General features: G+C 56.9%; 18 protein-coding genes. 10 read left to right on the top strand and 8 right to left on the bottom strand.

The features are described 5' to 3' along the window. Positions 1 to 48: 48 nt before the first annotated feature. Complete coding sequence (locus tag JN756_RS14280) at positions 49 to 660, bottom strand: FMN-dependent NADH-azoreductase (protein WP_046383222.1); 612 nt, start codon at positions 658 to 660, stop codon at positions 49 to 51. Between the two features lie 124 nt (positions 661 to 784). Here JN756_RS14280 and JN756_RS14275 point away from each other — a divergent pair, with 124 nt between their 5' ends. After that, entirely contained in the window at positions 785 to 1,693 is a 909-nt protein-coding gene (locus JN756_RS14275) for a LysR substrate-binding domain-containing protein (protein WP_017847256.1), read from the top strand. After that, on the top strand, positions 1,690 to 2,046 hold the full coding sequence (locus JN756_RS14270) for an MmcQ/YjbR family DNA-binding protein (RefSeq protein ID WP_046383220.1): 357 nt from the start codon (positions 1,690 to 1,692) through the stop codon (positions 2,044 to 2,046). Before JN756_RS14275 ends, JN756_RS14270 begins: the two co-directional genes overlap by 4 nt. On the opposite strand, the gene JN756_RS14265 is transcribed toward JN756_RS14270, so the two are convergent. Together JN756_RS14265 and JN756_RS14260 are read right to left on the bottom strand one after the other, a co-directional pair. Next, positions 2,035 to 2,418 (bottom strand): DUF1294 domain-containing protein, encoded by a 384-nt coding sequence (locus JN756_RS14265; RefSeq protein WP_046383219.1) that lies wholly within the window; start codon positions 2,416 to 2,418, stop codon positions 2,035 to 2,037. The genes JN756_RS14270 and JN756_RS14265 overlap by 12 nt on opposite strands. Further along, complete coding sequence (locus JN756_RS14260) at positions 2,415 to 3,245, bottom strand: undecaprenyl-diphosphate phosphatase (RefSeq protein ID WP_046383218.1); 831 nt, start codon at positions 3,243 to 3,245, stop codon at positions 2,415 to 2,417. The genes JN756_RS14265 and JN756_RS14260 overlap by 4 nt, the downstream gene beginning before the upstream one ends. Positions 3,246 to 3,474: 229 nt before the next feature. On the opposite strand from JN756_RS14260, the gene JN756_RS14255 reads away from it, so the two are divergent. From JN756_RS14255 to JN756_RS14245, 3 genes are all read left to right on the top strand, one after another. After that, complete coding sequence (locus JN756_RS14255) at positions 3,475 to 5,109, top strand: methyl-accepting chemotaxis protein (protein WP_046383217.1); 1,635 nt, start codon at positions 3,475 to 3,477, stop codon at positions 5,107 to 5,109. Positions 5,110 to 5,216: 107 nt separating this feature from the next. Next, positions 5,217 to 5,783, top strand: coding sequence for a nicotinamide riboside transporter PnuC (gene pnuC / locus JN756_RS14250; protein ID WP_046383216.1), 567 nt, complete (start codon positions 5,217 to 5,219; stop codon positions 5,781 to 5,783). Further along, complete coding sequence (locus JN756_RS14245) at positions 5,780 to 6,298, top strand: AAA family ATPase (RefSeq protein ID WP_046385264.1); 519 nt, start codon at positions 5,780 to 5,782, stop codon at positions 6,296 to 6,298. Before pnuC ends, JN756_RS14245 begins: the two co-directional genes overlap by 4 nt. Before the next feature lie 109 nt (positions 6,299 to 6,407). Here the strand turns inward: JN756_RS14245 and ggt are convergent, their stop codons facing one another. Continuing rightward, the gene (ggt, locus tag JN756_RS14240) at positions 6,408 to 8,132 is read right to left on the bottom strand and encodes a gamma-glutamyltransferase (protein WP_017847249.1); all 1,725 of its coding nucleotides are present in this window, start codon (positions 8,130 to 8,132) and stop codon (positions 6,408 to 6,410) included. A gap of 180 nt (positions 8,133 to 8,312) precedes the next feature. Between ggt and JN756_RS14235 the strand changes: the two genes are divergently transcribed. Then, positions 8,313 to 9,458, top strand: coding sequence for a MalY/PatB family protein (locus JN756_RS14235; protein WP_046383215.1), 1,146 nt, complete (start codon positions 8,313 to 8,315; stop codon positions 9,456 to 9,458). 62 nt (positions 9,459 to 9,520) lie between these two features. Here the strand turns inward: JN756_RS14235 and JN756_RS14230 are convergent, their stop codons facing one another. The 4 genes from JN756_RS14230 to JN756_RS14215 form a co-directional block, all read right to left on the bottom strand. Next, on the bottom strand, positions 9,521 to 13,864 hold the full coding sequence (locus tag JN756_RS14230; RefSeq protein ID WP_236255111.1) for an Mcf1 protease effector domain-containing protein: 4,344 nt from the start codon (positions 13,862 to 13,864) through the stop codon (positions 9,521 to 9,523). Positions 13,865 to 14,390: 526 nt separating this feature from the next. Beyond that, positions 14,391 to 14,606 carry a TOBE domain-containing protein gene (locus tag JN756_RS14225; protein ID WP_003173733.1) on the bottom strand — a complete coding sequence of 72 codons (216 nt, stop codon included), beginning with the start codon at positions 14,604 to 14,606 and terminating at the stop codon, positions 14,391 to 14,393. Positions 14,607 to 14,919: 313 nt separating this feature from the next. Beyond that, positions 14,920 to 15,828: a FecR domain-containing protein gene (locus JN756_RS14220; RefSeq protein ID WP_126589450.1), complete on the bottom strand. Its 909-nt coding sequence runs from the start codon at positions 15,826 to 15,828 to the stop codon at positions 14,920 to 14,922. Then, a complete protein-coding gene (locus JN756_RS14215) occupies positions 15,825 to 16,343 on the bottom strand; it encodes a sigma-70 family RNA polymerase sigma factor (RefSeq protein ID WP_108523970.1) in 519 nt (172 codons plus the stop codon). Before JN756_RS14215 ends, JN756_RS14220 begins: the two co-directional genes overlap by 4 nt. Positions 16,344 to 16,847: 504 nt before the next feature. On the opposite strand from JN756_RS14215, the gene JN756_RS14210 reads away from it, so the two are divergent. The 4 genes from JN756_RS14210 (at position 16,848) to JN756_RS14195 (ending at position 23,520) form a co-directional block, all read left to right on the top strand. After that, complete coding sequence (locus JN756_RS14210) at positions 16,848 to 18,752, top strand: M10 family metallopeptidase C-terminal domain-containing protein (protein WP_201022191.1); 1,905 nt, start codon at positions 16,848 to 16,850, stop codon at positions 18,750 to 18,752. 48 nt (positions 18,753 to 18,800) lie between these two features. Next, positions 18,801 to 21,245: a M10 family metallopeptidase C-terminal domain-containing protein gene (locus JN756_RS14205; RefSeq protein ID WP_201022190.1), complete on the top strand. Its 2,445-nt coding sequence runs from the start codon at positions 18,801 to 18,803 to the stop codon at positions 21,243 to 21,245. A 481-nt stretch (positions 21,246 to 21,726) separates the two neighbouring features. After that, positions 21,727 to 22,977, top strand: a complete 1,251-nt coding sequence (locus tag JN756_RS14200) for a ribonucleotide-diphosphate reductase subunit beta (protein ID WP_079443666.1) — start codon at positions 21,727 to 21,729, stop codon at positions 22,975 to 22,977. A 54-nt stretch (positions 22,978 to 23,031) separates the two neighbouring features. Further along, complete coding sequence (locus JN756_RS14195) at positions 23,032 to 23,520, top strand: DUF1289 domain-containing protein (RefSeq protein WP_017848468.1); 489 nt, start codon at positions 23,032 to 23,034, stop codon at positions 23,518 to 23,520. Positions 23,521 to 23,578: the final 58 nt, after the last annotated feature.

The raw sequence follows: 23,578 nt of genomic DNA, 5'->3' as shown, positions 1-23,578 counted from the left end.
CGCCCGGCTTCAGATTGAAACCGAGCAACAGCGAAATTTACACAAGCCTTACGCGGCGGCGAACAATTGTTCGTTGATGACAACGTTGGCGTCGCTCAGGGACTTGCTGCGGAACTCATCGCCATACGCCAGGCCCTGGGCGCGGACGAATTCGATGTCGGTGATGCCGAGGAAGCCCAGCATGACTTTCAAGTATTCCTCGTGGGCCACGCCGGTTGCCTGGCCAACATGCAGGCCGCCGGACGTGGAGACGATGATGACTTTCTTGTTGCCGCACAGGCCTTCCGGGCCGGCTTCGGTGTAGCGGAAGGTCTGGCCGGCCACTGCAATGCGGTCGATCCAGGCCTTGAGCTGGGACGGGATGGTGAAGTTGTACATCGGTGCGCCCAGCACCACGGCGTCGGCGGCGAGGAATTCAGCCAGGGTCGACGCGCTGAGGTCGGCTTCGTGCTGCTGCGCGGCGTCGCGCAGTTCGGCCGGCGTGCCCAGCGCAGCCAGGGTGGCGCCGGAGAAGTGGTTGATGCCTTCGCTGGCCAGGTCACGGTAAGTCACTTCCACACCCGGCTCGGCCGCTTGCCAGGCCTTGACCACGCCGGCACTGAGCTGGCGCGAAGCCGAGTTGTCGCCGAGGATGCTGGAATCGATGTGCAACAGTTTCATGGGTAAGCTCCAAATAAGATCAGCGATGCGAATCAGATGGTGTTAAGCCTACGCATGAAACCAATAGCCGATAAGGTAGTTGAAATGCGATAGTTCGTCCTACTGACAGGACAATAGGCCGAGCATGCAAGACCTCAATGACCTCTACTATTTCGCCAAAGTCGTGGAAGCCGGCGGCTTCGCGGCGGCCGGGCGCCTGCTGGGGATTCCCAAGTCACGCCTGTCGCGGCGGATCGCCGAGCTGGAAGAACGCCTTGGCGCGCGCCTGCTGCAGCGCACCACCCGGCAACTGACCCTGACCGCCGTCGGCGAGCGTTACCTGCGCCATTGCCAGGCAATGCTGCTGGAAGCGGAAATGGCCGATGAAGCCGTGGCCAGCATGTCCAGCGAACCCCGCGGGCGGCTGCGGGTCAGTTGCCCGGTGGGCATGGCCCAGCACATCCTGCCGGAGCTGGTCGCCGGGTTTCTCGCCGCCCACCCCCAGGTGCAGCTGGAAATGACCCTGGTCAACCGCCGCGTCGACCTGGTGGCCGAAGGCATTGACGTGGCGTTGCGGGTGCGCGAGCTCGGCGATGAAGACCCGCTGCTGGTCACCAAGCGCCTGCGCCAGGCCCAGACGCTGCTGGTCGCCAGCCCGGACTTCATGCGCGGCCGACAGGTCGACAACCTCGACGACCTCAAGCAATTGCCGGTGCTCGGCGCCCTGGAAGCCGACCGCATGGTCCACCTGCGCCTGCTCGACCCCCAAGGCAACGCCGAAGACCTGGTGATGGAAGCCCGCCTGGGCATCGATGATTTCATTGTGCGCAAAGCCAGCGCACTCAAGGGCCTGGGCTTCACCGTGCTGCCGATGATGTATTGCGAAGAAGAACTGGCCAGCGGCCAACTGGTGCAACTGCTGCCGCAATGGTCGCTGCCGGGCGGCTGGTTGCAGGCCGTGTACCCGCATCGCCGTGGCGTGCTGCCGGCGATTCGCGCGTGGATCGATTACCTGGAAGAAGGCTTTAAAAGCTGTGGAGACCGCCTGTTATGAGCATGACCGAAGAACAAGTCGCGCACTTCTGCCTGAGCCTGCCCGGCGCGCGGGAAGACTATAAATGGGGTGGCGTGCGAGTGTTTTCGATTGCCGGCAACAAGATGTTCGCCTTGCAGAACCTGCGGGGTGACTCGTTGGCGTTCAAGGTCGACAAGGAACTGTTCCTCGGCCATGTGGACCGCCCGGGCATCCACCCGGCGCCGTACCTGGCGCGCGCGCAGTGGATCATCATGAACACGCCCTACCCGCTGGGCACCGAGGAGTTGCGTGGCCTGTTGCAGCGCTCTCACCAGTTGGTGGTGAGCAAGTTGCCCAAGCGCACGCAGGTCGGGTTGTTGCTAGAGGACTGACCCCAGCGTGCCGCTGAGGAACAACTGGTCAAGCCAAAACACCTGATGCAACAGCACGATTGCCCAGAACAGCACCTGATACGAGACCTTGCGCGTCTTGTGCCGGAACACCTGCTGGGCAATCAGCGCCCCCGGCCATCCGCCCGCCAGTTCGACGGCGTGCAGGATGTTTTCGGGAATGCGCCGAGCGTCGGTGCGCGCCTTGTGCTTGTCGCTCCAGTACAGCAAAAACGCGATCACGCTGACCACGCCATAGGCCGCCAGCGGCATCACGGTCTCGCCGCGATGCCACACCAATACCGAGCCCAATAATGGCGCCGCGCACAACAGCGCAAAGATCAGCGCCTTCAGGCGTGGGTGCTGAATCATCATGCCTTGGCCGCAGACCAATCGATCCAGCCAAACTGCCAGGTCGCCAGGATCAGCAAGCCGAATGCAATCCGATACCAGGCAAATGCCGCATAGCTATGGCTGGCGATGAACTTGAGCAGGCCCTTGACCGCAATCATCGCGAAGATGAACGAGGTGACAAACCCGATGGCGAACACCGGCAGGTCAGCCGGCTGGAACAGGTCACGGTACTTGTAGCCCGAATACACCGCCGCACCGACCATGGTCGGCATGGCCAGAAAGAACGAAAACTCGGTGGCGGTCTTGCGCGACAGGCCGAACAGCAGGCCGCCGATAATGGTCGAGCCAGAGCGCGAGGTGCCCGGGATCATCGCCAGGCACTGGGCAAAACCGACCTTGAGCGCATCCTTCCAGCTGATCTCATCGACGCTCTCGGCATGCACTTCATGCTCGCGCCGCTCGGCCCACAACATCACGATGCCGCCCACCACCAACGCCGTGGCGACGGTGATCGGGTTGAACAGGTAATGGTGAATCAGATCGGCGAAAATCACCCCCAGCACCACGGCCGGCAGGAACGCGATCAGCAGGTTGACGGTAAAGCGCTGTGCATTGCGCTGGGTCGGCAAACCGGTCACCACGTCGAGGATCTTGCGGCGAAACTCCCAGACCACCGCCAGAATCGCGCCGAGCTGAATGATGATGTTGAACGCCATGGCGCGTTCGCCGCCAAAGTCGAGCAAGTCGGCGACGATAATCTGGTGGCCGGTACTGGAGATCGGCAAAAACTCCGTCAGCCCTTCTACCACGCCGAGTATCAACGCCTGTGCGGCGGTCCACAAATCCATACTTCCCCCAAAGGTCTTGCGCTAAGACAAGCCTCGTTAGTCTTTTTAATGGTTCACTGACGTTGAGCGCACTAAAGGCCCGGTGTTGATATTCAACGCCGGTCTGCAAAAATTCCGTGAAAAATCAGGCAGTACTCAGGTTTTTCGATTTCGGGCCGAAAGCCTATCAGACAAGGCGTAAAAGTCGATGCAACGCCGAGAATTATAAAAAGCACGGAGTGACAGGACGATGAACAGTTTACGCAATATGTCGATCAGCCGCCGTCTCTGGTTGATCCTAGTAGTCGCCGTGTTGATGCTGTTGGCCCTGGGTTTGCTGATGCTCAAACAGATCCATGACGACCTCTATCAAGCCAAAAGCCTGCAGACCCGACACGTCGTACAGACCGCCAGTGGAATCCTGACGTTTTATCACGGCCTCGAAACCAGCGGCGTCATGCCCCGTGAAGCGGCACAGAAACAAGCCCTGAGCGCGGTGCGCGGCCTGCGCTATAACAAAGACGAATATTTCTGGATCAACGACCTGACGCCGGTGATGATCATGCACCCGGCCAACCCCAAGCTCGATGGCCAGAACCTCTCGTCGATTCGCGACCCGGACGGCTTTGCAATATTCAACGAGTTCGTGAGCCTGGCCAAGGCCAAGGGTGCCGGTATCGTCAATTACCGCTGGCCGAAGCCGGGTGCCGATACGCCGATAGAAAAAACCTCGTATATCCAGTTGTTCGAACCGTGGGGCTGGATCATCGGCTCCGGCGTGTATGTGGATGACGTGCAAGCCGAATTCAACGCGCAAGTGTGGAAAGCCTCGGGTGTCGGCCTGGGCATCGCCGTGGTCATGGCCCTCCTGGTCTCGTTGATTGTGCGCAGCATCGTGCGCCCGCTGCAGGCCGCCGTGAATGCCATGGCCAATATCGCCAGCGGCGAGAGCGACCTGACGCGCAGCCTCGACACCCATGGCCGTGACGAAGTCACCCAACTGTCCCAGCACTTCAACAGCTTCACCGCCAAGCTGCGCCACGTCGTCGGCCAGTTGCAGATGTGCGCGAATGCGCTGGGCCAGTCCTCCACTGAGCTGGGCAACAACGCCAGCCAGGCCCACGACCGCAGCCAGCAACAGTCGCAACAGATGGAACTGGTGGCCACCGCGGTCAATGAAGTCACCTACGGCGTGCAGGACGTGGCCAAGAATGCCGAGCACGCCGCCAGCGAAATGCGCGATGCCCAGGCCCAGGCCGAGCAAGGTCAAGTGAACATCGACAGCAGCTTGCAGCAGATCGACCAACTGTCCACCACCATCAGCCAGGCCGTGGAAGTGATTCGCACCCTGTCGAGCGAAAGCACGCAGATCGGTGGCGTGCTCGAAGTGATCCGCTCCATCGCTGACCAGACCAACCTGCTCGCCCTCAACGCCGCCATCGAAGCCGCGCGCGCCGGTGAGCAAGGCCGCGGGTTTGCGGTGGTGGCGGACGAAGTGCGGCTGCTGGCCCAACGCACGCAGAAATCCACTGCTGAAATCCAGGTCATGATCGAGCGTCTGCAAGGTCACTCGGAAGCGGCCGTCAAGGTCATCAGCGACAGCCACAGCGCGTCGCAACTGACCATCGAACAGGCCGGCCAGGCCGGGGCCAGCCTCACCGCCATCGGCCAGGCCCTGCGCAACCTCAATGGCCTGAATGCCTCGATCGCCAGCGCCACCCTGCAACAGGCCCACGTGGTCGAGGACATCAACCAGAACGTGACCCAAGCCGCCGGGTTGTCCCACAACACGGCAGTGGCGGCCGAACAGTCCAGCGTGGCCAGCGCACACTTGCGCGGGTTGAGCGAGCAGCTCGACGGCCTGCTGCGTCAATTCAAAGTCTGACGCCACTCAAACTGTGGGAGGGGGCTTGCCCCCTCCCACATTTGCCTTCCTGTGTTTTGAAGATTGGTTACAATCCCCGCCCTTTCCCTCTCTCCCAAGGAACCACCATGTCCGGGCTTGAACTGTTCGCCGCCGCGCTGGGGGTGATCGCTGTCTGGCTGACGGTCAAACAAAACCCCTGGTGCTGGCCCATCGGTCTGGTGATGGTGCTGCTCTACACCTGGGTGTTCTACGACGTGAAACTCTATTCCGACATGCTGTTGCAGGTGGTCTACGCCGCCCTGCAAGTCTACGGCTGGTGGCAGTGGACCCGACGCGCCGGGGACATCAAGCCAGGTCGCCAAGTCACCAGCCTGGGCTGGTCCGCGATCCTTACCAGCCTGGCTATCGGCGCGGTCGGCAGCCTGTTGCTCGGCGCCGCCATGGCTCACTGGACCGACGCCGCCCAACCCTGGCTCGACGCCGCCCTCACCGGCTTCAGCCTGGTGGCGCAGATGTGGATGGCGCAAAAGCGCGTGCAGTGCTGGCCATTGTGGATTGCCGTGGATGTGATTTTCGTCGGGCTGTTCCTCTATAAAGGCCTCTACCTCACCGCCGCGCTCTATGCGCTGTTCACCGCGATCGCCGTGCAAGGCTGGCGCGAATGGCGCGCCGACCCGGCGTTGCGCGCATGAAGGTGGTGGTCCTGGCCGGCCCCGAATCCAGCGGTAAAAGCTGGTTGGCCGCGCAGTTGCAAACGCAGTTCGGCGGACTGATGGTGGGCGAGTACGTGCGGCACTTCATCGACCACCATCAGCGCGACACCACGCTGGCCGACATCCCGGCCATCGCCCGCGGACAACTGGCCTGGGAAGATGCCGCCCGCGCCGAGCGCCCTGCGCTGCTGATCCTCGACACGCACCTGCTGACCAACAGACTCTGGAGCCAGACCCTGTTCGGCGACTATCCGACATGGCTTGACGACGAACTGCTGGCCCGCCACTACGACCTGCACCTGCTGCTGTCCCCCGACGACGTGGAGTGGACCGCCGACGGCCAGCGTTGCCAGCCGGAACTGGCCGACCGCCAGGCGTTTTTCCAGCACAGCCTGGATTGGATGCAGCAACATCGACAGGCCCTGGTGGTGATCAGGGGAAATTGGGAAGAACGCCGCGCCAAAGCCTTCGCAGCCGTCAAACAGATACTGTAGGAGCGAGCTTGCTCGCGAAAAACGCAAGAACACCGCGTTAATCCAGAATGCCCGCGTTATCGTTGACGCTCTTCGCGAGCAAGCTCGCTCCTACAGTGAGTTGCGGCGCTTAGTAGCCCAGGGACAGGCCGGTATTGCGACGCGGGTCGTTGGCCCCGTAGAAACGGTTGTTGCCGACCGGCTTGCCGTCCAGGGATGGCGCGCCCACCAGGATCGCCGCCAAGTGGTTGGCATCCTGTGGCCCGGCAAACTTGTGGCCCCAGCTCTCAAGGATCTTCTGCGTATCCGGGCTGACCGCGAAGGTCTCGAGGTTGGTGGTGTCCGGCATCCACTGCTGGTGGAAACGCGGCGCGTCCACGGCCTCTTGAATGTTCATTTTGTAGTCGATGACATTGAGGATGGTCAGCAAGGTCGCGGTAATGATGCGACTGCCGCCCGGCGTGCCGACCACCATCACCGCCTTGCCATCCTTGGTCACGATGGTCGGGCTCATCGACGACAGCGGCGCCTTGCCTGGTGCGATGGCGTTGGCTTCACCCTGGACCAGGCCGTACATGTTCGGCACGCCGACCTTGACGGTGAAATCGTCCATTTCATCGTTGAGAATCACCCCGGTCTTGCTCGCCATCACACCGGCACCGAACCAGTCATTGAGGGTGTAGGTCACCGAGACCGCGTTGCCCCACTTGTCGACGATGGAATAGTGGGTGGTGTTGTTGCCTTCATGGGGCGCTACGCCCGGTTTGATTGCCTGGGAGTCACCGGCCTTGTTCGGTTCGATCGCGTCACGCAGTTTCGTGGCGTAGTTTTTGTCCAGCAGGTGTTCGATCGGGTTCTTGACGAAGTCCGGATCGCCGAGGTAGCTGTTGCGGTCCACATACGCGTGGCGCATGGCTTCGATCTGGTAATGCAGGCCCTGGGCCGAGTGGTAGCCCAGGTCGGCCATCGGGTAGCCTTCAAGGATGTTCATGATCTGGCAGATCACCACGCCACCGGAGCTCGGCGGTGGTGCCGAAACCACGTGGTAGCCACGGTAGTCGCACTCGATGGGCGCCAGTTCGCGGGTCTTGTATTTGTCGAGGTCGGCCTGGGTGATGATGCCTTTGCCGGCCTGGCTGGAATCCACCAGCGCCTTGGCGACCCATCCTTTATAGAAACCATCGCTGCCCTTGGCCGAGATTTCCTTGAGGGTCTTGGCCAGGTCTTTCTGCACCAGCTTCTGGCCGACCTGCAACGGCTGGCCGTTGTGCAGGAAGATTGCGCGCAGGTCCTTGTCTTTTTCGAACTCGCCGGTGGCGGTGTGCAGCAGGTCGATATCACCCTGCTCCAGCGCGAAGCCGTTTTCCGCCAGCTTGATCGCCGGGGCAATCACCTGGGCGCGCTTGAGAGTGCCGTATTTGCTCAGGGCCAGTTCCATGCCGGACACGGTACCGGGGACGCCGACGGCCAGGTGGCCCTTGGCGCTCAGGCCTTCGACGACGTTGCCGGCCTTGTCCAGGTACATATCGGCGGTGGCGGCCAGCGGGGCTTTTTCGCGGAAGTCGAGGAAGGTCTTGCGCCCGTCGGCCAGTTGCACGGTCATGAAGCCGCCGCCGCCCAGGTTACCCGCCGCCGGGTACACCACTGCCAACGCGTAGCCCACGGCCACGGCGGCATCCACCGCGTTGCCGCCGGCCTTGAGTACATCCACACCGACATGCGTGGCCAGATGCTGGGCCGTTACCACCATGCCATTTTCACCGGCCACCGGGGCCTGGGAGGCGGCTTGCACACCGCTGACCGTCAATACCAGCGCAGTGGCAATCAAAGTACGGCTGAAGGGTTGGTATTTCATCCTTGGCTACTCGGGTTATTGAGATGCACCAAAATAGCCCGACTTGGATGCAATCCCCAGCGCAGTGGCGTTTTTATGACAGAACCTGTCGGTCACGGAACGATTCAGCGCTGGCCTCGACGGCCAATGGCGCTAGAATCGGCGCCATTCTTCACCTGACTCTCCGACACGAGCCTCCCCATGAGCTTTGATTTCGACACGATCCACCCCCGCCTCGGCACCGGCAGCACCAAGTGGAACCGTTACCCGCCCGACGTGTTGCCGATGTGGATCGCCGACATGGACATCGCCGCGCCACCCGCCGTGCTTCAAGCCCTGCACCAGCGCCTCGACCAGCAGATTCTCGGCTACAGCGTGGCCGGCCCGGACGTGCGCGCGGCCATCGTTGCCGACCTGTGGGCCAAATACGCCTGGCGCGTGCAGCCGGACGAATTGCTGTTTCTGCCTGGGGTAGAACCCGGTTTCAATATGGCGCTGCATGCCTTCGTGCAGCCCGGCCAAGCGGTGGTGCTGCAAACCCCCAACTATCGGCCGATTCGCCTGGCGCCCGGAAACTGGAACCTGCCGCGCATCGAAGTGCCGTTCAAGCTGGTCAACGCGCAGTACATCACGCCGATGCCGCTGCTGCGCCAGGCGCTGACAGGGGCCGGAGCATTATTGCTGAGCAACCCGCACAACCCGGTGGGCAAAGTCTTCCCCCGCGAAGAACTGCTCGCAGTGGCCAATGCCTGCCTGGAACAGGGCGCGCTGATCATTAGCGATGAAATCCACGCCGAGCTGTGCTTCGACGGCCGTCGCCACATCCCCACTGCCAGCCTCAGCCCGGAAATCGCCCAGCGCACCATCACGCTGATGTCCGCGAGCAAGGCCTACAACGTGGCCGGCCTGAAGACCTGTTTTGCCGTAGTGCAAAACGCCGAGATGCGCGAGCGCTTCAACCAGGCGCGTTGCGGCATGGTCGACAGCGTCAGCCCCCTGGGCCTGGAAGCCACCCGCGCGGCCTACAGCCAATGCAGCGACTGGCTCGAGGCGTTGCTGCAGTACCTGCAGGCCAACCGCGACTACCTGCTCGACGCGGTAAAAACCCGCCTGCCCGGCGTGGTCATGCATGCGCCTCAAGGCACCTTTCTGGCGTGGCTGGATTGCAGCGCCCTGGGCCTGGACGACCCGCAACAGTTCTTCCTGGAACAGGCCAAGGTCGGTTTGAGCGCGGGGATCGAATTCGGCGATGACTGCCAGCAGTTCGTGCGCCTGAACTTCGGCTGCCCGCGGGCGTTGCTGGAAGAGGGTCTGCAGCGGATGGAACGCAGCTTGCTCACCCGTTAAAACTGACTGGCCCCTTCCCGGGGCCAGTCGTTCGATGGTGTTGGCCCACCCTTGGGCGTGCGTCAGGTTTGAGGATTACCAGTTTCAACCTTCACGCTGCTCACCTGCACAGTCCGGATGGATGAGCCAGCTTGGCGTGGCGCATTTATCACCATAGTCACACCGTCGTTGGTGATGAACACTGGTCGTGCCCGATCATCCTCCGTATCGCTGGAAAAGGCATTGTTGAAGACAAGTGCGCGGCTATTCCACGGCGTATCGCCGCTCGTATCAACGGATAAATCACCGGAGGGCGAAACACGCCAGCCAGAGAGTTGCGCAGCTGAATAGTCCAACCTGACGATACTGTTGCCCGGGTCCTCGATAATCACGTTCTCGACCGCTCTGTTCACGATATAGGTATTGTTGCCGCCCTCTCCCGTGATGCGGGCACCACCATTGATGACAATAACGTTCGCGCCGTTGCCGGTGAATAACACATCTTTTTGACCGTTGAGCGTGAACATATGGTTCTCATCATTACCCTGGATAAAACTTTGCCCTCGTTCAACCGTAGTCACATTGGAAAAAGACTGGAAATGCGCGATTTTCTTCACCCCTTCCGTATTCGATTCCTGGGTTTTTATCGAGATCGTATTCGTCTTGAAGTTAACGACGTGCCCCGCGTATCGGGCTACTTTGTCCGCTCCATCTTCTTTATAGGGGGTCGTTAGAGCGCCGGAAAATGACAGCGTATTACGTCCTCCGCCGCCATTGAGTGACGTCTGTCGAGGACTGAAACCATCCTTATCGGTTGTGGAGACTTGTTCAGCCTGTGCCAATGTCTGGCGCGCATCAGCGTTGAGCACTACTGTATCGTCTGCGTTCCCCCCGCTAACGCCTTTTTTGCCTGCGCCCAATAAAAAGTAGTTGGGTTTGCTTTCTATCCCTGTCACCCAATCATCCCCGTCGCCCATATCCCAAAGCGTGGCCTTGGTCTCCCCGGGCAGGCCTTCCACGGCGTTTATAGGCTTACCGTTCCATGATTTATGACCTGAAATATGATCATTACCCCCCGCGATTTCGACATGAGGTACCTGACCATTGACCGGGATCAAGTTCAACAGCCAGGTAATAGGTGAATACCAAAGTGAGGGCGTGAGCGGGACCTTACCCGGTACCAGTTTGGCCTCAACATCGGCAGAACCGTACACCACGCGTTCAAAATACTCTTTACCTGGACCGTCCAAAAACGCTTGATAACGAACCTTGCTCTGCTGTTCGTGCTCGTCGGCATATTTCTTTTCCAGATAGGGTTTTATGACATCGAATCCGGGTTCAAAGCCCAGAAACGACTTAACACCAATCGTGAATTTTTGCCCGTCGGTCAGCGGCGTATATTGATCAATTTCCTCTACAGTACGGACAGCGGAGTAAATCGATTGAGCAGCCATCAAGACCCCCGCAACGATGAGTCCGGCCGGTCCGGCAGCAGCGGCGCCCGCCATAAATGCAACGCCCAAGGTGATCGAAGTAACAGCCCCAGCGACTGAGAACGCACCGTTAACGTAGTGATCCTGAGCTTCTTTACCGGTACTGGCAGCCGCTTTATTGAACGAATCGACGGCATTGTAGATATCAAAAGGAACCGTGATGGTCGCAGCAACCCCACCGCCGACCCTCCCAACCATCTTTCCAATACTGGAGGATTTAAAGTTGACTATTGTCGGTGCCACACGACTGGCGGTCTTCTGCGCCACCTTATTGAGACCCGCCTCCACGCCCATCCCGACATATTCAGCCGCAACACTGCCCAGACCAACGGCCCCTTCCGTTGTATCGCCATTCTGAAGACTCTCTATAGAACTGCGCAGCGTTTGGAATGTGCCGAACGCCTGAAACCCCAGTCCCGCGGCGTTATTTTTTGCCCCCGACTTGCCGGGCGTTTCCGGGGAGAAAAAATCGCTGGGTATAGGCTTTTTACTTTGCTCAAGTTTCTTTATCTGGGCATGTTGTACAGATAAATCCCGCACTGAGTTTTGCAGCGATTCAAGTACAGGTCTGCTGTTTGCCGAACGGAACAGCGGCGCACTGTCGGTACTGCGGTGAGCGCCGATCTCAGCGATTACGTTTGTCACGCGATCGCCGACGTCACTCGAACTCCCTTTCAAATGAGCCTGAAATTTTTCAAGGTCGATCTGTACTTTGTTGATCAGTTGGTGACTATCCGCATCGCCGGGCAGCGGATTTTCAATAGGCTTGCCATCGATACTGGCGCCCATTTTATAAAGTTCGACACGACTTACGTTCAACTCACCAATGCGTACAGGGGGATGACTTACATCAAGTTTTTGCAGGCGCTCGACTTGCGCCGGGTCAATCGGTGCGGCGGGGGTGGACGGTGTAGAAGAAACGCTTTGTGGCGCGTCGCGTGGCGGGGAAAGCAGTTTGTCGAGCGAGGCCTGCGCCTGGCTGTCGAGTTTTCCGTCGTAGAGTCGCGCAGTAAAGCTTTGCTCCATAAAATCCAGGGGAGTTCTGCTCGCACGCGTACTGAGTTGATGGCCGCTTTCGCGAAAAGGCTCTTTGTTGTCTATTGTCGCGAGAAATTCATTGGGGTGGGCTCTGTAGTGGCTAAGCAACCCGAATTTTCCGGCAATGAGTGCGACCTGCTTCTGGGCTATACCGTCCCCGCCATTGGCCTTTGCTTGATGACCCACTCTATCAGCGACAGTGTTGTTACTCGCGGAAGGCGATGCAAAAAAGTCATCACCAATGATCAACGTGGGTTCGCGACCTAAACGTATCTGTGTTTCTGCTTGATCGCCCGGCCTGGCAATGACCACGGATATATCCGTACCTATCAACTTCCAAGTATTCGGGTCGCTCTGGTCAATCGTCTGCAGGGCGGTACTGATACCGTCCGCCACTTGCTTTGACCTGCTCGGGTCACTGTTCGCATCAGTGGTGATATTAATTTTCGCATACGGGCGGTACTCAGTTTTAACCTGTTTTTTTGGTCCGAGCTTATCCTTAGCCAGCCCGATACGGTCGTTTTCCATACGTTCAAAAACGGAGGGAAATTTAACGGGCGCGGCGGCCTCATTAATTGCATTTATCAGTTTTTGCTCAAGCGCCTTCATCGCCGAGACCTGATAAGAGTCTGGATGATTTTCGATAAATTGCTGCACATGGCCCAAAACGGCTTTCGTCTGGTGATACTGGGACATCCCTTTGGAAACGTGCAGTTTTTCCAGCCCCGTTACGACCTGCTCATAGTCCACCTGTACTGCGGGTTCCGGAGTCGACGTCTGGCCCCGAAAATGTTCAGCCAACGGCAGGCGGGAAGTATCAATCACCTTAATTTTTTCAAGATCGCCCAAAGGGGCGTCGTACATAAACCTGACGTCGTTGTGGGCAGGAGAGACATCAGAAATATAATCGGGATCAAACACATTGAGTTTGTATTTCGGAGAACTAAAGTAACCCCCCTCCTCCATGGGTTTAAAAGAGCCTTTAAGTTCAGCCCCTGCAAACACTTTTTTCAACCCTTCCTCAAAAAGCTCATAAGAAGAAAACTCCACCAACCCGTAATTCGGCTCTGCGAAGTAGTAAGTTCGATTATTATTGGAGTCCACCATCACGCCGGCACTGACACGATGATCTTTCCCGCTGATCAGTAGCGTTTGAGTGGTTTTCGATTCCAACAGTCTAGGTGCAATATCAGTATACGGACCCAGTACGGACTTTTGGGGATCAGCTGCAAGTTCAATGTATTTGGTTCGTCCATGGACTTCAGCCAGCTTGTTGAAAAACTCCCGCGATTCAGGATCGTCCGGATTGGCAATCGCCTGGAAAACGTTTCCCAAAAAAACATGTTGTTTGCCCTCAGCGACGGCCAACGAAAGAAGATGTGAGATACCTGAACATTGCCCTGGCGACAATCTGTTGATCATCGAAAGATAGTAACTTTGAGACATCGGCGTTACTTTCACGCCTTTGCCCGACATCACTTTCGAAAACAGACTGACATTGGCTTGAGTATCACCGATAACGCGCTGTTCACTCAGGCGTTGTATCGCCCCCAGTTGTTCGGGTGTTGTGGGGTGATCCACCGCCAATCGAAGGAGTTCCAAGTCGCTCATTGGGGCTGAATAACCTGGCAGAGAAACGGACGAGGGTGTGTTATAGCCTTTCAAGTAAGCGCTGGAATCAGGACTGGCCTTGGCCTGTACTACCTTATCATGAACTACTTTTAATACATCCTCATCCTTAACCACAATGGAAACAGGAGACGTCGGTTCCGTATCCTCACGTCGTACACGACTATGCCCGGGTGACTTTTGTAGGGTGTCATGCGGAGCTGAAGGATCTCGAGTAAGTTCATCGTCTAAACGAAACGACACACCCGCAGAAGAAGATATATTCATGAGTAATTCCGGTATGATATTATCGACTTAACCTCCCTGTATAGATGAATGCCCTGATCGGAAAACACTAGCAAAGCAAAAAGCATTCAACTGTCAGACTTATCTGTTTACCGTCATTATCGTTTGAAACAATACATTTCGACTGAACGTCTGAAACTCAAACACTAAAGAATACGCGCGGCCAATGCCCTTGTCCCCTTCCACCCAAGATCGGTACGCAGCTCCATACGCGGCTCAAAAACAGCGCCAACAGTAAGAAGGTCGAAACCCACAACGACACTCCCAAACTGTTTGACTACCGGCAGCGCCCCCTTACTAAGTTCCAGGCATTTATCTTATTTTATGCCCTGCACCAACGCTCATAAAAACCATGCACCCTTTGAATACTCCGACAGGCTCAACTCAGCCAGGACTTCGAGTCCCTCTGCGGCGTAGTTGCCAACCAGAACACCGGCGACCAGAGCCTCGGCGTCAACAGCGCCGCCATCGCCGGCAAGCGGGCGCCTACAGTGAATTACGCAAGTCTTTAGAGTTTGGCGATGGAAACTTCAGTCGATTTCACAAAGGCAATCACTTCACTGCCCACCTTCAACTCCAGGTCACGCACCGAGCGCGTGGTGATCACTGAAGTAACGATGCCGGACGCGGTCTGCACGTCGATTTCCGACACCACTTCCCCCAGCAGAATCTCCTTGATCACGCCCTTGAACTGATTACGCACGTTGATCGCTTTAATGGTCATGTCGGCTTTCCTTTTGGCTGTTAGGTCGATCTGCACGAATGTGCAGAGCCTCAAAGTGCGCCACCCACAAAGACATTAAAAGGAATATATAACTATTTGTTTATTCCATATGGGTATATAGAAGCTATTTCACCGCCAACAGTCGATCAACAGCTTGCCCTCCCCACTACAGCCTTCTCCGCTCGAAACCACGTAAACATGCGTGGGCTGGCCTTGCAACCACGCGAAGCCGTCAGCCTGCTGGGCCCCAGTGTCTTAAACCTTCCGTCGAAACGAAACAAAACAACTGCCACATTTTTGATCGCCAGTGTCTTCAAGTGAGTGTGACCCAATACCGCGTCCGCGCCTGCACCTCGAACCCTAGACTCGAGGCCAGCAGGCTGAGGATGCGGTCGGTGTCATCCAGGCGAAAACTGCCCGTCACCCGCAACGTCTCCAGGTTCGGCGCCCAGCGCAACACGCCTGGGCGATAGCGCGCCAGCTCGCGCAGAAAATCCCCCAGCGCCTGGTTCTGTGCGGTCAGCACGCCGTCGCGCCAGCCCAGTTGCAGCACATCGAACGGCACCCACGCACCGAGCCCGCCGGCGCTCAATGGCGCTTGCTGGCCGTCCTGCAACGTCGCCAGTTGCCCGTTCACGTCGCGCACCTGCACGCGGCCCTTGAGCACCGACACCCGGCAGCCGGCAGCCAGTTGGCGCACGCACACCTCGGCCTGACTGACCCGCACTTCGCCGTAGCGCGTGCGTAGCGTCATCGCGTGTGCGCCCGGCACGTTCAGCGCCAGTTCGCCGTCCACCAGCGTGATGCGCCGTTGCGCCGGGTCCACATCCACGGCCGTGGCGGTATTCAGTTGCAGGCTGCCGCCCTCGGCCAACGGCAGGCGCCTGCGCTCGCCGGTGGCGGTGTGCAGGTCGGCGCGCCAACTATCTATAGGTAACTGGCGACTGATCAACCAGGCCGTCGGCACCAGCGCCGCCACGCCCAACGCACGCTTGAGCAACGCCCGCCGCCCCACTTGCGGGCGGTCGAGGCTGGCCATCGCCAACGCCTGGGGCAGCGCGCTGAAGCGCTGGCGCAGGGCCTGGGCTTTCTGCCAGATGTGTTCGTGCTGCGGATGACTGTCGCGCCAGTGCTGCAACGCGGCATGATCGCGTTCAGTGGCCGCCCCCGATTCCAGCAGCGCAAGCCATTGCGCGGCCGCTCGCGCAACCTCACGGTTCACAGGTCCACCAGCAGGCAATGTTCATAGGCTTGCGCCATGTAACGCTTGACCGTGCGCTCCGACACCTCAAGTCGCTCGGCAATCTCCCGATAGCCCAGGCCGTCCAGTTGACTCCAGAGAAACGCCCGGCGCACCAGTGCAGGCAAGCCGTCGAGCAATTCATCCAGGGCTTGCAGGGTTTCCAACACCAGCCAGCGCTGCTCGGGAGATGGCACGCAGGCTGGCGGCAGGTTGCCAAGAGCCGTCAGATAAGCCTGCTCAAGGCTGCGTCGCTGATGAAAATTGACCAGCAGGCGCTTGCCCACCGTCACCAGATAGGCCCGCGGTTCCTGCATCTGCGCGAGCGGCTGGGCACTGGCGAGCACCCGCACGAAAGTGTCCTGGCTCAGGTCAGCCGCATCCCAGGCATTGCCCAGGCGCCGCCGCAGCCAGCTTTCCAGCCAACTGCGATGGTCGCGATACAGGCTCGACAACGTCGGTTCGGCGGCGTGCGAAGGGACAACAGCATCATTCATGGCAAGCAACCTGCGCAGCGCGATTGAGTCTCAAATGAGATTAATTCTAATTAATATCGCGGCGAGACACCATGACTTTCAACTGAATGTTCATGCGGACTGTGCCGCCCCTTAGGCCTGCCCGCGCCCGACTACACTGCTTGATGCCCAAATCGGAGCCCGGTACGACCGCGAACTGTCTCTGCCATTTCGACCATGGTTCGCGAGTACAACAAAGCTAAACCAATCAAACAATAAATAAAGGTTGCTGAATACATCACGTCATCCACCCTAATAAATCATCTGGTAGCCGAACGCCTAATAATATTTGCCTGCTACGTCTTCCAAATTTAATAGAGCGCATTTCAACCAGTAACAAAAAATCAAAACCACGTTTAAAACGCTTCTCGCAACAATTCCCCTATAGTGAACAACAGCATTTTTTGGCATCGTACATATACTGCGCACAAACAATGCCAGCACCTATATCTCTAATACACTCACCCTTACAACCGAACATCTATCATGCCCAATACTTCAACATTCCCCACCCGCACACCGCTACAAGCGCCCCATTACTTTCCTCGTGTTTCCGAGCACGAACCGGAAGCGGAAGATGACGCAGGGAAGGATAAAAAAATGTCGCTCGACACTACTCAAGCCGGAAGAATTATTTCTCGAAATGGCGCGACCTGGCACGATAAAAATCGAGACAGCCATACAACTATCTACTACGAATTCGATCTCAAGGACCCAGTTCATCAAGCAGACATCCACACCAACTTTACCGAAGAGCAAAAAGACGGCCTTAGAAAGGCAATGCAGAGTTGGTCAGATATCGCCAATATACGCTATAAAGAAAACCCGCCGAAAGGTGAGTGGCTGGGCGATACAAAGTTTTATAGTGATAACCCCGACGCGGAAGGCTTACTTGCGGTACGCAAACATTTAGGTCATGGCATTGGGGGAAAGGCAGCTATCGGAACAGCGGATGTTTGGTTGGGATTAAGAAATCCAAATGAAAACCTGAGCCCCAGGTCGGTGGGTGGTTTCGTTGCCATGCATGAATTTGGGCACAATCTAGGACTACCCCATCCTGGACACTATAACGGGAGCGCCAACTACACAAAAGATGCCCTCTACGCTGAGGACACCAGAGGCCACTCCATCATGAGTTATTTTGAAGAACAGGAAAACGGCCAACACTTCAGCGGCGGCCACCCGTGGACACCCATGATGGATGACATAAGCGCGATACAAAGAATCTACGGTTCCAACTACACCACTCGAAATACCGATACGACTTACGGCTTCAACTCTAATACCGATCGGGATGCTTTGACTTTCAAATCGACGGATGACCGCCCCGTTCTCTGCATCTGGGATGGCGGCGGGAATGATACCTTGGACTGTTCGGAGTTCACGGCAGACCAACGCATCAACCTAAACGAGCAAACATTCTCCAATGTGGCCGGACTGAAGGGGAATGTCTCCATCGCCAAAGGCGTTACCCTGGAAAACGCCGTTGGTGGCCACGGCAATGACCATCTGATCGGCAACACAGCCGACAATAGGCTCACCGGTGGCGCGGGTGCGGACAGACTAACGGGCGGCAAAGGGAAAGATTTTTTTATCTATAACACCACATCAGACTCTACCCCGGAAAACCCAGACTTTATTACCGACTTTATAAGCGGTATTGACAGTATTGACGTGTCCACTTTACTGAAAAAAAGTGGCGTAAATAGTCTCAACTTCGTCACTCATTTTTCCGGGAGAATTGGTGAGGCAGCGCTTGGCTTCGATGAGAAGCTGAATGAAGGCACTCTCACGATAGACCTGACAGGCAAGGGTCAAGCTACTTTCCTCATCAAGACCCATGGAAAGATATATCCGGCAGACGTAGTACAGGTCCCCTCGACATACAAACCCGTTGACGCATCTCCCCCGCGCATCAACCCCGACGGAGGACGCACCGATGGTTACGTGCCTCCGGCACCGATCGTCGTACCGCCCTCCGTCAGTGTCGTCATTGGCACTAAAGACAACGATGTCCTTCGTGGCGACCATGGGGACAATCTGATAACCGGCGGTGCTGGCGCAGATACGCTCGTGGGCGGATCAGGCAGGGATACTTTTGTATATGAGCACGCCAGTGACTCCACCATTCAACGACCGGACCAGATACTGGATTTTAAAACCGGCGTTGACACGATTGACGTTTCCAAAGCGCTTGAAAAGGCCGGCGTTCACAGTTTGAATTTTGTCACTCAGTTTACCAGGCGCTCGGGGGATACGGTTATCCGTCATAATTCAACAAGCAACGAAAGCACTGTTGGGATAGACATGACCGGAAACGGAAAAGCGGACCTATTTATTCATACCCAAGGCAAAATCAACGCCGGTGACATTTTAAGCAAAACAATATAATAGCAACAGCACACATAGAATATCTCAATACACTAGGTTACTTAACCCATGACTGACTCATTAAGCACTCGCACGCCTAACCGCTTGACAAACTTATCACCCGATATCCACACACGCCCAATGGCACCGATCGTTACTGAAAAAGCGTCCCTGACCACAGAGGACGCTGTAAACCTGATAATTAAAGAAAAAGTGCATGATCGCCACTTAGACGGGGTCACTAACATTCTTTACGAGTTCTTCTCAGAATCCAAATCAGATCATTTCCACTATCACTCACCTACCGAGTTCAACGCCAATCAAAAACACCAGACCCGGAGAGCCATCCAAGCCTGGGAAGACCTGGCCAACGTAACATTTACAGAGCTTCCAGAACCCACCTCATCAAACGATACCCGAACGATAGTGGGAAAACACAAACATAATGACCACAGAATAGTATTTGGACAAACTGAACACATAAAAAGCGGTGGCATTATTTCGAACTATCCCGGCGCCCCCCACGCGTCCCTTGCTATACTGGGCGCATCCACAGTAGATTCTGACTTTGATCACAACGATGTTAAGCGTGGAGTATTAACCACCCTGATTGGCGGAGCGTTAGGACTCGGTACGCCATTTCAAACCAGAACAACACAACACGTCAACAGTTCCGGCGAACCGCAGGATTCGGCATTTCACACCAAGGACAACCTCGACTACACGATAATGAGCCCCCACATAGGCGTTCAATCAAAGAGCGACCGCCCCGCAGCCGCCATGATGCACGATATTGCCGCCGTTCAAAAAATGTATGGCGCCAACTTGAAAACACGGAACACGGATACTGTTTACGGTTTCAACTCCAATAGTGGTCGCGACTTTCTTAGCCTCAAGTCTGATAAAGACAAAGCACTATTCTGTATCTGGGACGGTGGTGGCAATGACACCCTCGATTTTTCCGGTTTTTCCCAGAACCAAAAAATCAACCTCTACGAACGATCGTTTTCCGATGTGGGGGGAATGAAAGGCAACGTCTCCATCGCAAGGGGCGTGACCCTGGAGAACGCCGTGGGCGGAGCAGGCGACGACTTATTGATTGGTAATCACGTAGACAATCGACTAAAGGGTGGCGCCGGCGCGGACAGTCTGGAGGGCGGCAATGGTGCCGACACCTTCATCTATGATGACGTCAGCGACTCTACCCCCGAAAACCCGGATCTTATTACCGACTTCAGCAGCGGGACCGACAAAATCGATCTTTCCGGCGTACTGCGAAACAACAGAATCGGAAGCTTAAACTTTGTAGCGAACTTTACCGGCAAAGCCGGTGACGTCGTGCTGAGTTACAACGCAATAACCGGCCAGGGCAGCCTAGCAGTAGATTTGACCGGCAACGGCCAGGCGAGCTTACTGATTAAGACCGTGGGCCAGGTACGGGCGGGCGATGTTCTGGTTTCAACATTGCAGCAACCATCGGGACCCAATAATCCTGTTCCGCCCGCCCCACCAGAAACCCCACAAACAGCCCGGAATGAAGCATTACCTCTCTCTCAAACATTCAACAGCGGCCACACCGCACAAAACCAATCTGTCAGCCATGTAGCACTCCCTAACATAACGCCAACCTCCAGCATCGTTTCGCAAGTGGTCTCCGCCCATACGCCTGTCACGGTTGTTTCGGTGAATAACGAGCATTGGAATTACTACATCAATCTGCCAAAAGAGCCCAAGGACAACGACATCGTTATCGTTAACTCAACGGCACTTAACAAGAGCAAAATCATTGACGACAATACCGGCCAATTCAATTATTTAGGCATCATCAACCCTGGCGAAAAACGCGCGCTCAAATACTCCGCAGAGACCAAAACCTGGCAGCCTCAAGAGACCAGCGAAACGCAGTGGATTGGCTCAAAGATCTTGCTCGGCACCTCCCATGCTGTCGTTTCCCTGAATAGGCACAACTGGAGACCGCAGGCCAGGCTGCCTATCGAAGGAACAAACGGCGATATCATCAGACTGCACTCTGATGCGGATCTTCCGATAGATATCAAGACGTCCGATGTCACCGACCCTACGGTGTGGCAACTAACCAAAGGCGATGCCATAGACTTTCAGTACAACGCCAAGACCGGCTCATGGGAAATGCTGCGCCCAACAGGTCAGTTCTATCGCGCACAATCATTGGTTACTGGCGTGATGCCTCCTCCTTCCACTTATCGAACCTACGTGGAAGTAGCCAATGGCAATTGGCAGGAGTCAATTTCTCTCCCAACCGAAAATGTGCATGAGGGCCATCAAGTTATTATAAAAACAACAGCCAACCAAAGCTTCAAAGTCAAGCATGGGCAAACCCAATACACTATCGGCCCGGGGGAGTCTGTTTCATTTAAGGCCGACAAGAACGGTCGGTATGCGAGAGAGCCGAAACCTGCAGACTACTATGCTCATTTAACGGTCAAATCCAAATTACATTATTTCAATCAAGATGGCGTGTGGAGAACGTGGTAACAATTTAATCAGCGTAAGTTGCCCCCCTCTCACAATACCCGCTCCATCTTGATGATCTCGAAGAATCACCGCGCTTTCCCCACGGCCGAACGTCCCCGCCGAAATTTCGAAAACCACTCAAGATGTAGAACTTTTCGGCGGTCGGGGCTCCTTTTCAGACGAGCCCTGGCGTCGTCCTGCGTAGCGAGGCCGATCAGCCGTTTTTTTCATTCCCTGGCGATTTCAAATGTGCCCAGTGAACCCCGGCGTTATAGCGGACCCGGCGCCTGGCAGCGACCTAAAACCGCACACGTTGTCCGTTGACCATGCTGATCACACCCCATATAGTGTGCCCACGCCAACAAACAACCACTACATAGTGTGCGAACTCGTAAAATGCTGACCACACTATGCGCAGTATTTCAATGCCTTGAAGCCTGCAAATCACTTATTTTTGGACGGGTTCACACACCGTCAGCACAGACCAGGAAGGAGTATTTCAATGCTGAGTTGGGATGAAGTCGACAACGAAGACACCGGTGCAGCGGTGATCAGAGGCGCCAACGCCGGCCACGCCACCGAAGCCAACATGGACCGCCTCGACGGTGCCGGCGCCGCTGCCGCCATCGAAGCCCGCGCCGTCACCGCCAACGACTCCGCCGCGATCATCCGCGCCAAGGCTGCCCTCGACAAACTCGACATCGCCGAAGGCCTCGCCGAACTCGAAGGCGCCTCCGCCCGCGTCGCTGTCGACGAAAAGCGCATGATCAACTGCCGCGCCGACCTCAACCAACTCGTGCCCTTCAAGTACGACTGGGCCTGGCAGAAATACCTCGACGGCTGCGCCAACCACTGGATGCCGCAAGAGGTCAACATGACCGCCGACATCGCGCTGTGGAAAAACCCCGAAGGCCTGACCGACGACGAACGCCGCATCGTCATGCGCAACCTCGGCTTCTTCTCCACCGCCGACTCGCTGGTCGCCAACAACCTGGTCCTGGCCGTGTACCGCCTGATCACCAACCCGGAGTGCCGCCAGTACATCCTGCGCCAGGCCTTCGAAGAGGCGATCCACACCCACGCCTACCAGTACTGCATCGAATCGCTGGCCATGGATGAAGGCGAGATCTTCAACATGTACCACGAGATCCCATCGGTCGCGAAAAAAGCCGCCTGGGGCCTGAAATACACGCGCTCCATCTCCGACCCGAAATTTGAAACCGGCACCGTCGACACCGACAAAGAACTGCTGCGCAACCTGGTCGCCTACTACTGCGTACTGGAAGGCATCTTCTTCTATTGCGGCTTCACCCAGATCCTCTCCATGGGCCGCCGCAACAAAATGACCGGCGTGGCCGAGCAGTTCCAGTACATCCTGCGCGACGAGTCGATGCACCTGAACTTCGGCATCGACGTGATCAACCAGATCAAAATCGAAAACCCACACCTGTGGGACGCCGAGATGAAGGAAGAAGCGACCCAGATGATCCTGCAAGGGACCCAGCTGGAGATCGAATACGCGCGCGACACCATGCCACGCGGTGTACTCGGCATGAACGCGGCGATGATGGAGGACTACCTCAAGTTCATCGCTAACCGTCGTCTGTCGCAGATCGGTTTGAAGGAAGAGTATCCAGGGACGACTAACCCGTTCCCATGGATGAGCGAGATCATGGACTTGAAGAAAGAGAAGAATTTCTTTGAGACCCGTGTGATCGAGTACCAGACTGGCGGTGCGTTGAGCTGGGATTGATTGAAAAAACGGCCCCTTCAGGGGCCGTGTTGTTTCACCTGTCGATGTTTTTTTATGCCCAATCAAACCATCAAGACCCCCTGCGTCGGCCTGTGCTCCACCGTTTACGGTGATCTGGTCTGCCGCGGGTGCAAGCGTTATCACCATGAAGTCATCCAGTGGAATGGCTACAACGCCGAGGAAAAACAGGCGGTGTGGCTGCGCCTTGAGCAACTGCTGGTGCAGGTGATGGCCTCCAAGCTGGACGTGTTCGACCCACAGCGCCTGCGCCAGCAACTGGAAAGCCGCAAGATTCGCTTTATGCCGCACCAGTCGCCGTACTGCTGGGCCTACCAGTTGATTGCCCGGGGTGCGCGGGTGATTACCAGGCTGGACGCCTATGGCCTGGTGTTGCTGCCGGAATTTCGCGAGCACAGCCTGGCGGATTTGCGCGATGGAATTGATCGCGAGTTTTTCCTGCTGTCCGAGGCGCATTACCAGCGGTATATCGCCCCCGTGTTCTTGAAAGAGGCCTTTGGGCCAGCCCTGATCGCCACGCTCTAAATGTGGGAGGGGGCTTGCTCCCGATAGCAGTGTGTCAGTCAGCTTATGGCGCACTGAC

The organism is Pseudomonas sp. Y39-6 (assembly GCF_023651955.1).
Lineage (GTDB): Bacteria > Pseudomonadota > Gammaproteobacteria > Pseudomonadales > Pseudomonadaceae > Aquipseudomonas > Aquipseudomonas veronii.
Note: the sequence above shows the minus strand (reverse complement) of the source record. Positions and strands in the feature narration are given on the sequence as shown.

Excerpts from the sequence above, each read along its gene's own strand:
- pnuC (WP_046383216.1), top strand. The coding sequence starts at position 5,217 with ATGTCCGGGCTTGAACTGTTCGCCGCCGCGCTGGGGGTGATCGCTGTC.
- ggt (WP_017847249.1), bottom strand. The coding sequence starts at position 8,132 with ATGAAATACCAACCCTTCAGCCGTACTTTGATTGCCACTGCGCTGGTA.
- JN756_RS14245 (WP_046385264.1), top strand. The coding sequence starts at position 5,780 with ATGAAGGTGGTGGTCCTGGCCGGCCCCGAATCCAGCGGTAAAAGCTGG.
- JN756_RS14225 (WP_003173733.1), bottom strand. The coding sequence starts at position 14,606 with ATGACCATTAAAGCGATCAACGTGCGTAATCAGTTCAAGGGCGTGATC.
- JN756_RS14210 (WP_201022191.1), top strand. The coding sequence starts at position 16,848 with ATGCCCAATACTTCAACATTCCCCACCCGCACACCGCTACAAGCGCCC.
- JN756_RS14200 (WP_079443666.1), top strand. The coding sequence starts at position 21,727 with ATGCTGAGTTGGGATGAAGTCGACAACGAAGACACCGGTGCAGCGGTG.
- JN756_RS14215 (WP_108523970.1), bottom strand. The coding sequence starts at position 16,343 with ATGAATGATGCTGTTGTCCCTTCGCACGCCGCCGAACCGACGTTGTCG.
- JN756_RS14230 (WP_236255111.1), bottom strand. The coding sequence starts at position 13,864 with ATGAATATATCTTCTTCTGCGGGTGTGTCGTTTCGTTTAGACGATGAA.
- JN756_RS14265 (WP_046383219.1), bottom strand. The coding sequence starts at position 2,418 with ATGATGATTCAGCACCCACGCCTGAAGGCGCTGATCTTTGCGCTGTTG.
- JN756_RS14280 (WP_046383222.1), bottom strand. The coding sequence starts at position 660 with ATGAAACTGTTGCACATCGATTCCAGCATCCTCGGCGACAACTCGGCT.
- JN756_RS14205 (WP_201022190.1), top strand. The coding sequence starts at position 18,801 with ATGACTGACTCATTAAGCACTCGCACGCCTAACCGCTTGACAAACTTA.
- JN756_RS14235 (WP_046383215.1), top strand. The coding sequence starts at position 8,313 with ATGAGCTTTGATTTCGACACGATCCACCCCCGCCTCGGCACCGGCAGC.
- JN756_RS14255 (WP_046383217.1), top strand. The coding sequence starts at position 3,475 with ATGAACAGTTTACGCAATATGTCGATCAGCCGCCGTCTCTGGTTGATC.
- JN756_RS14195 (WP_017848468.1), top strand. The coding sequence starts at position 23,032 with ATGCCCAATCAAACCATCAAGACCCCCTGCGTCGGCCTGTGCTCCACC.
- JN756_RS14275 (WP_017847256.1), top strand. The coding sequence starts at position 785 with ATGCAAGACCTCAATGACCTCTACTATTTCGCCAAAGTCGTGGAAGCC.
- JN756_RS14270 (WP_046383220.1), top strand. The coding sequence starts at position 1,690 with ATGAGCATGACCGAAGAACAAGTCGCGCACTTCTGCCTGAGCCTGCCC.
- JN756_RS14260 (WP_046383218.1), bottom strand. The coding sequence starts at position 3,245 with ATGGATTTGTGGACCGCCGCACAGGCGTTGATACTCGGCGTGGTAGAA.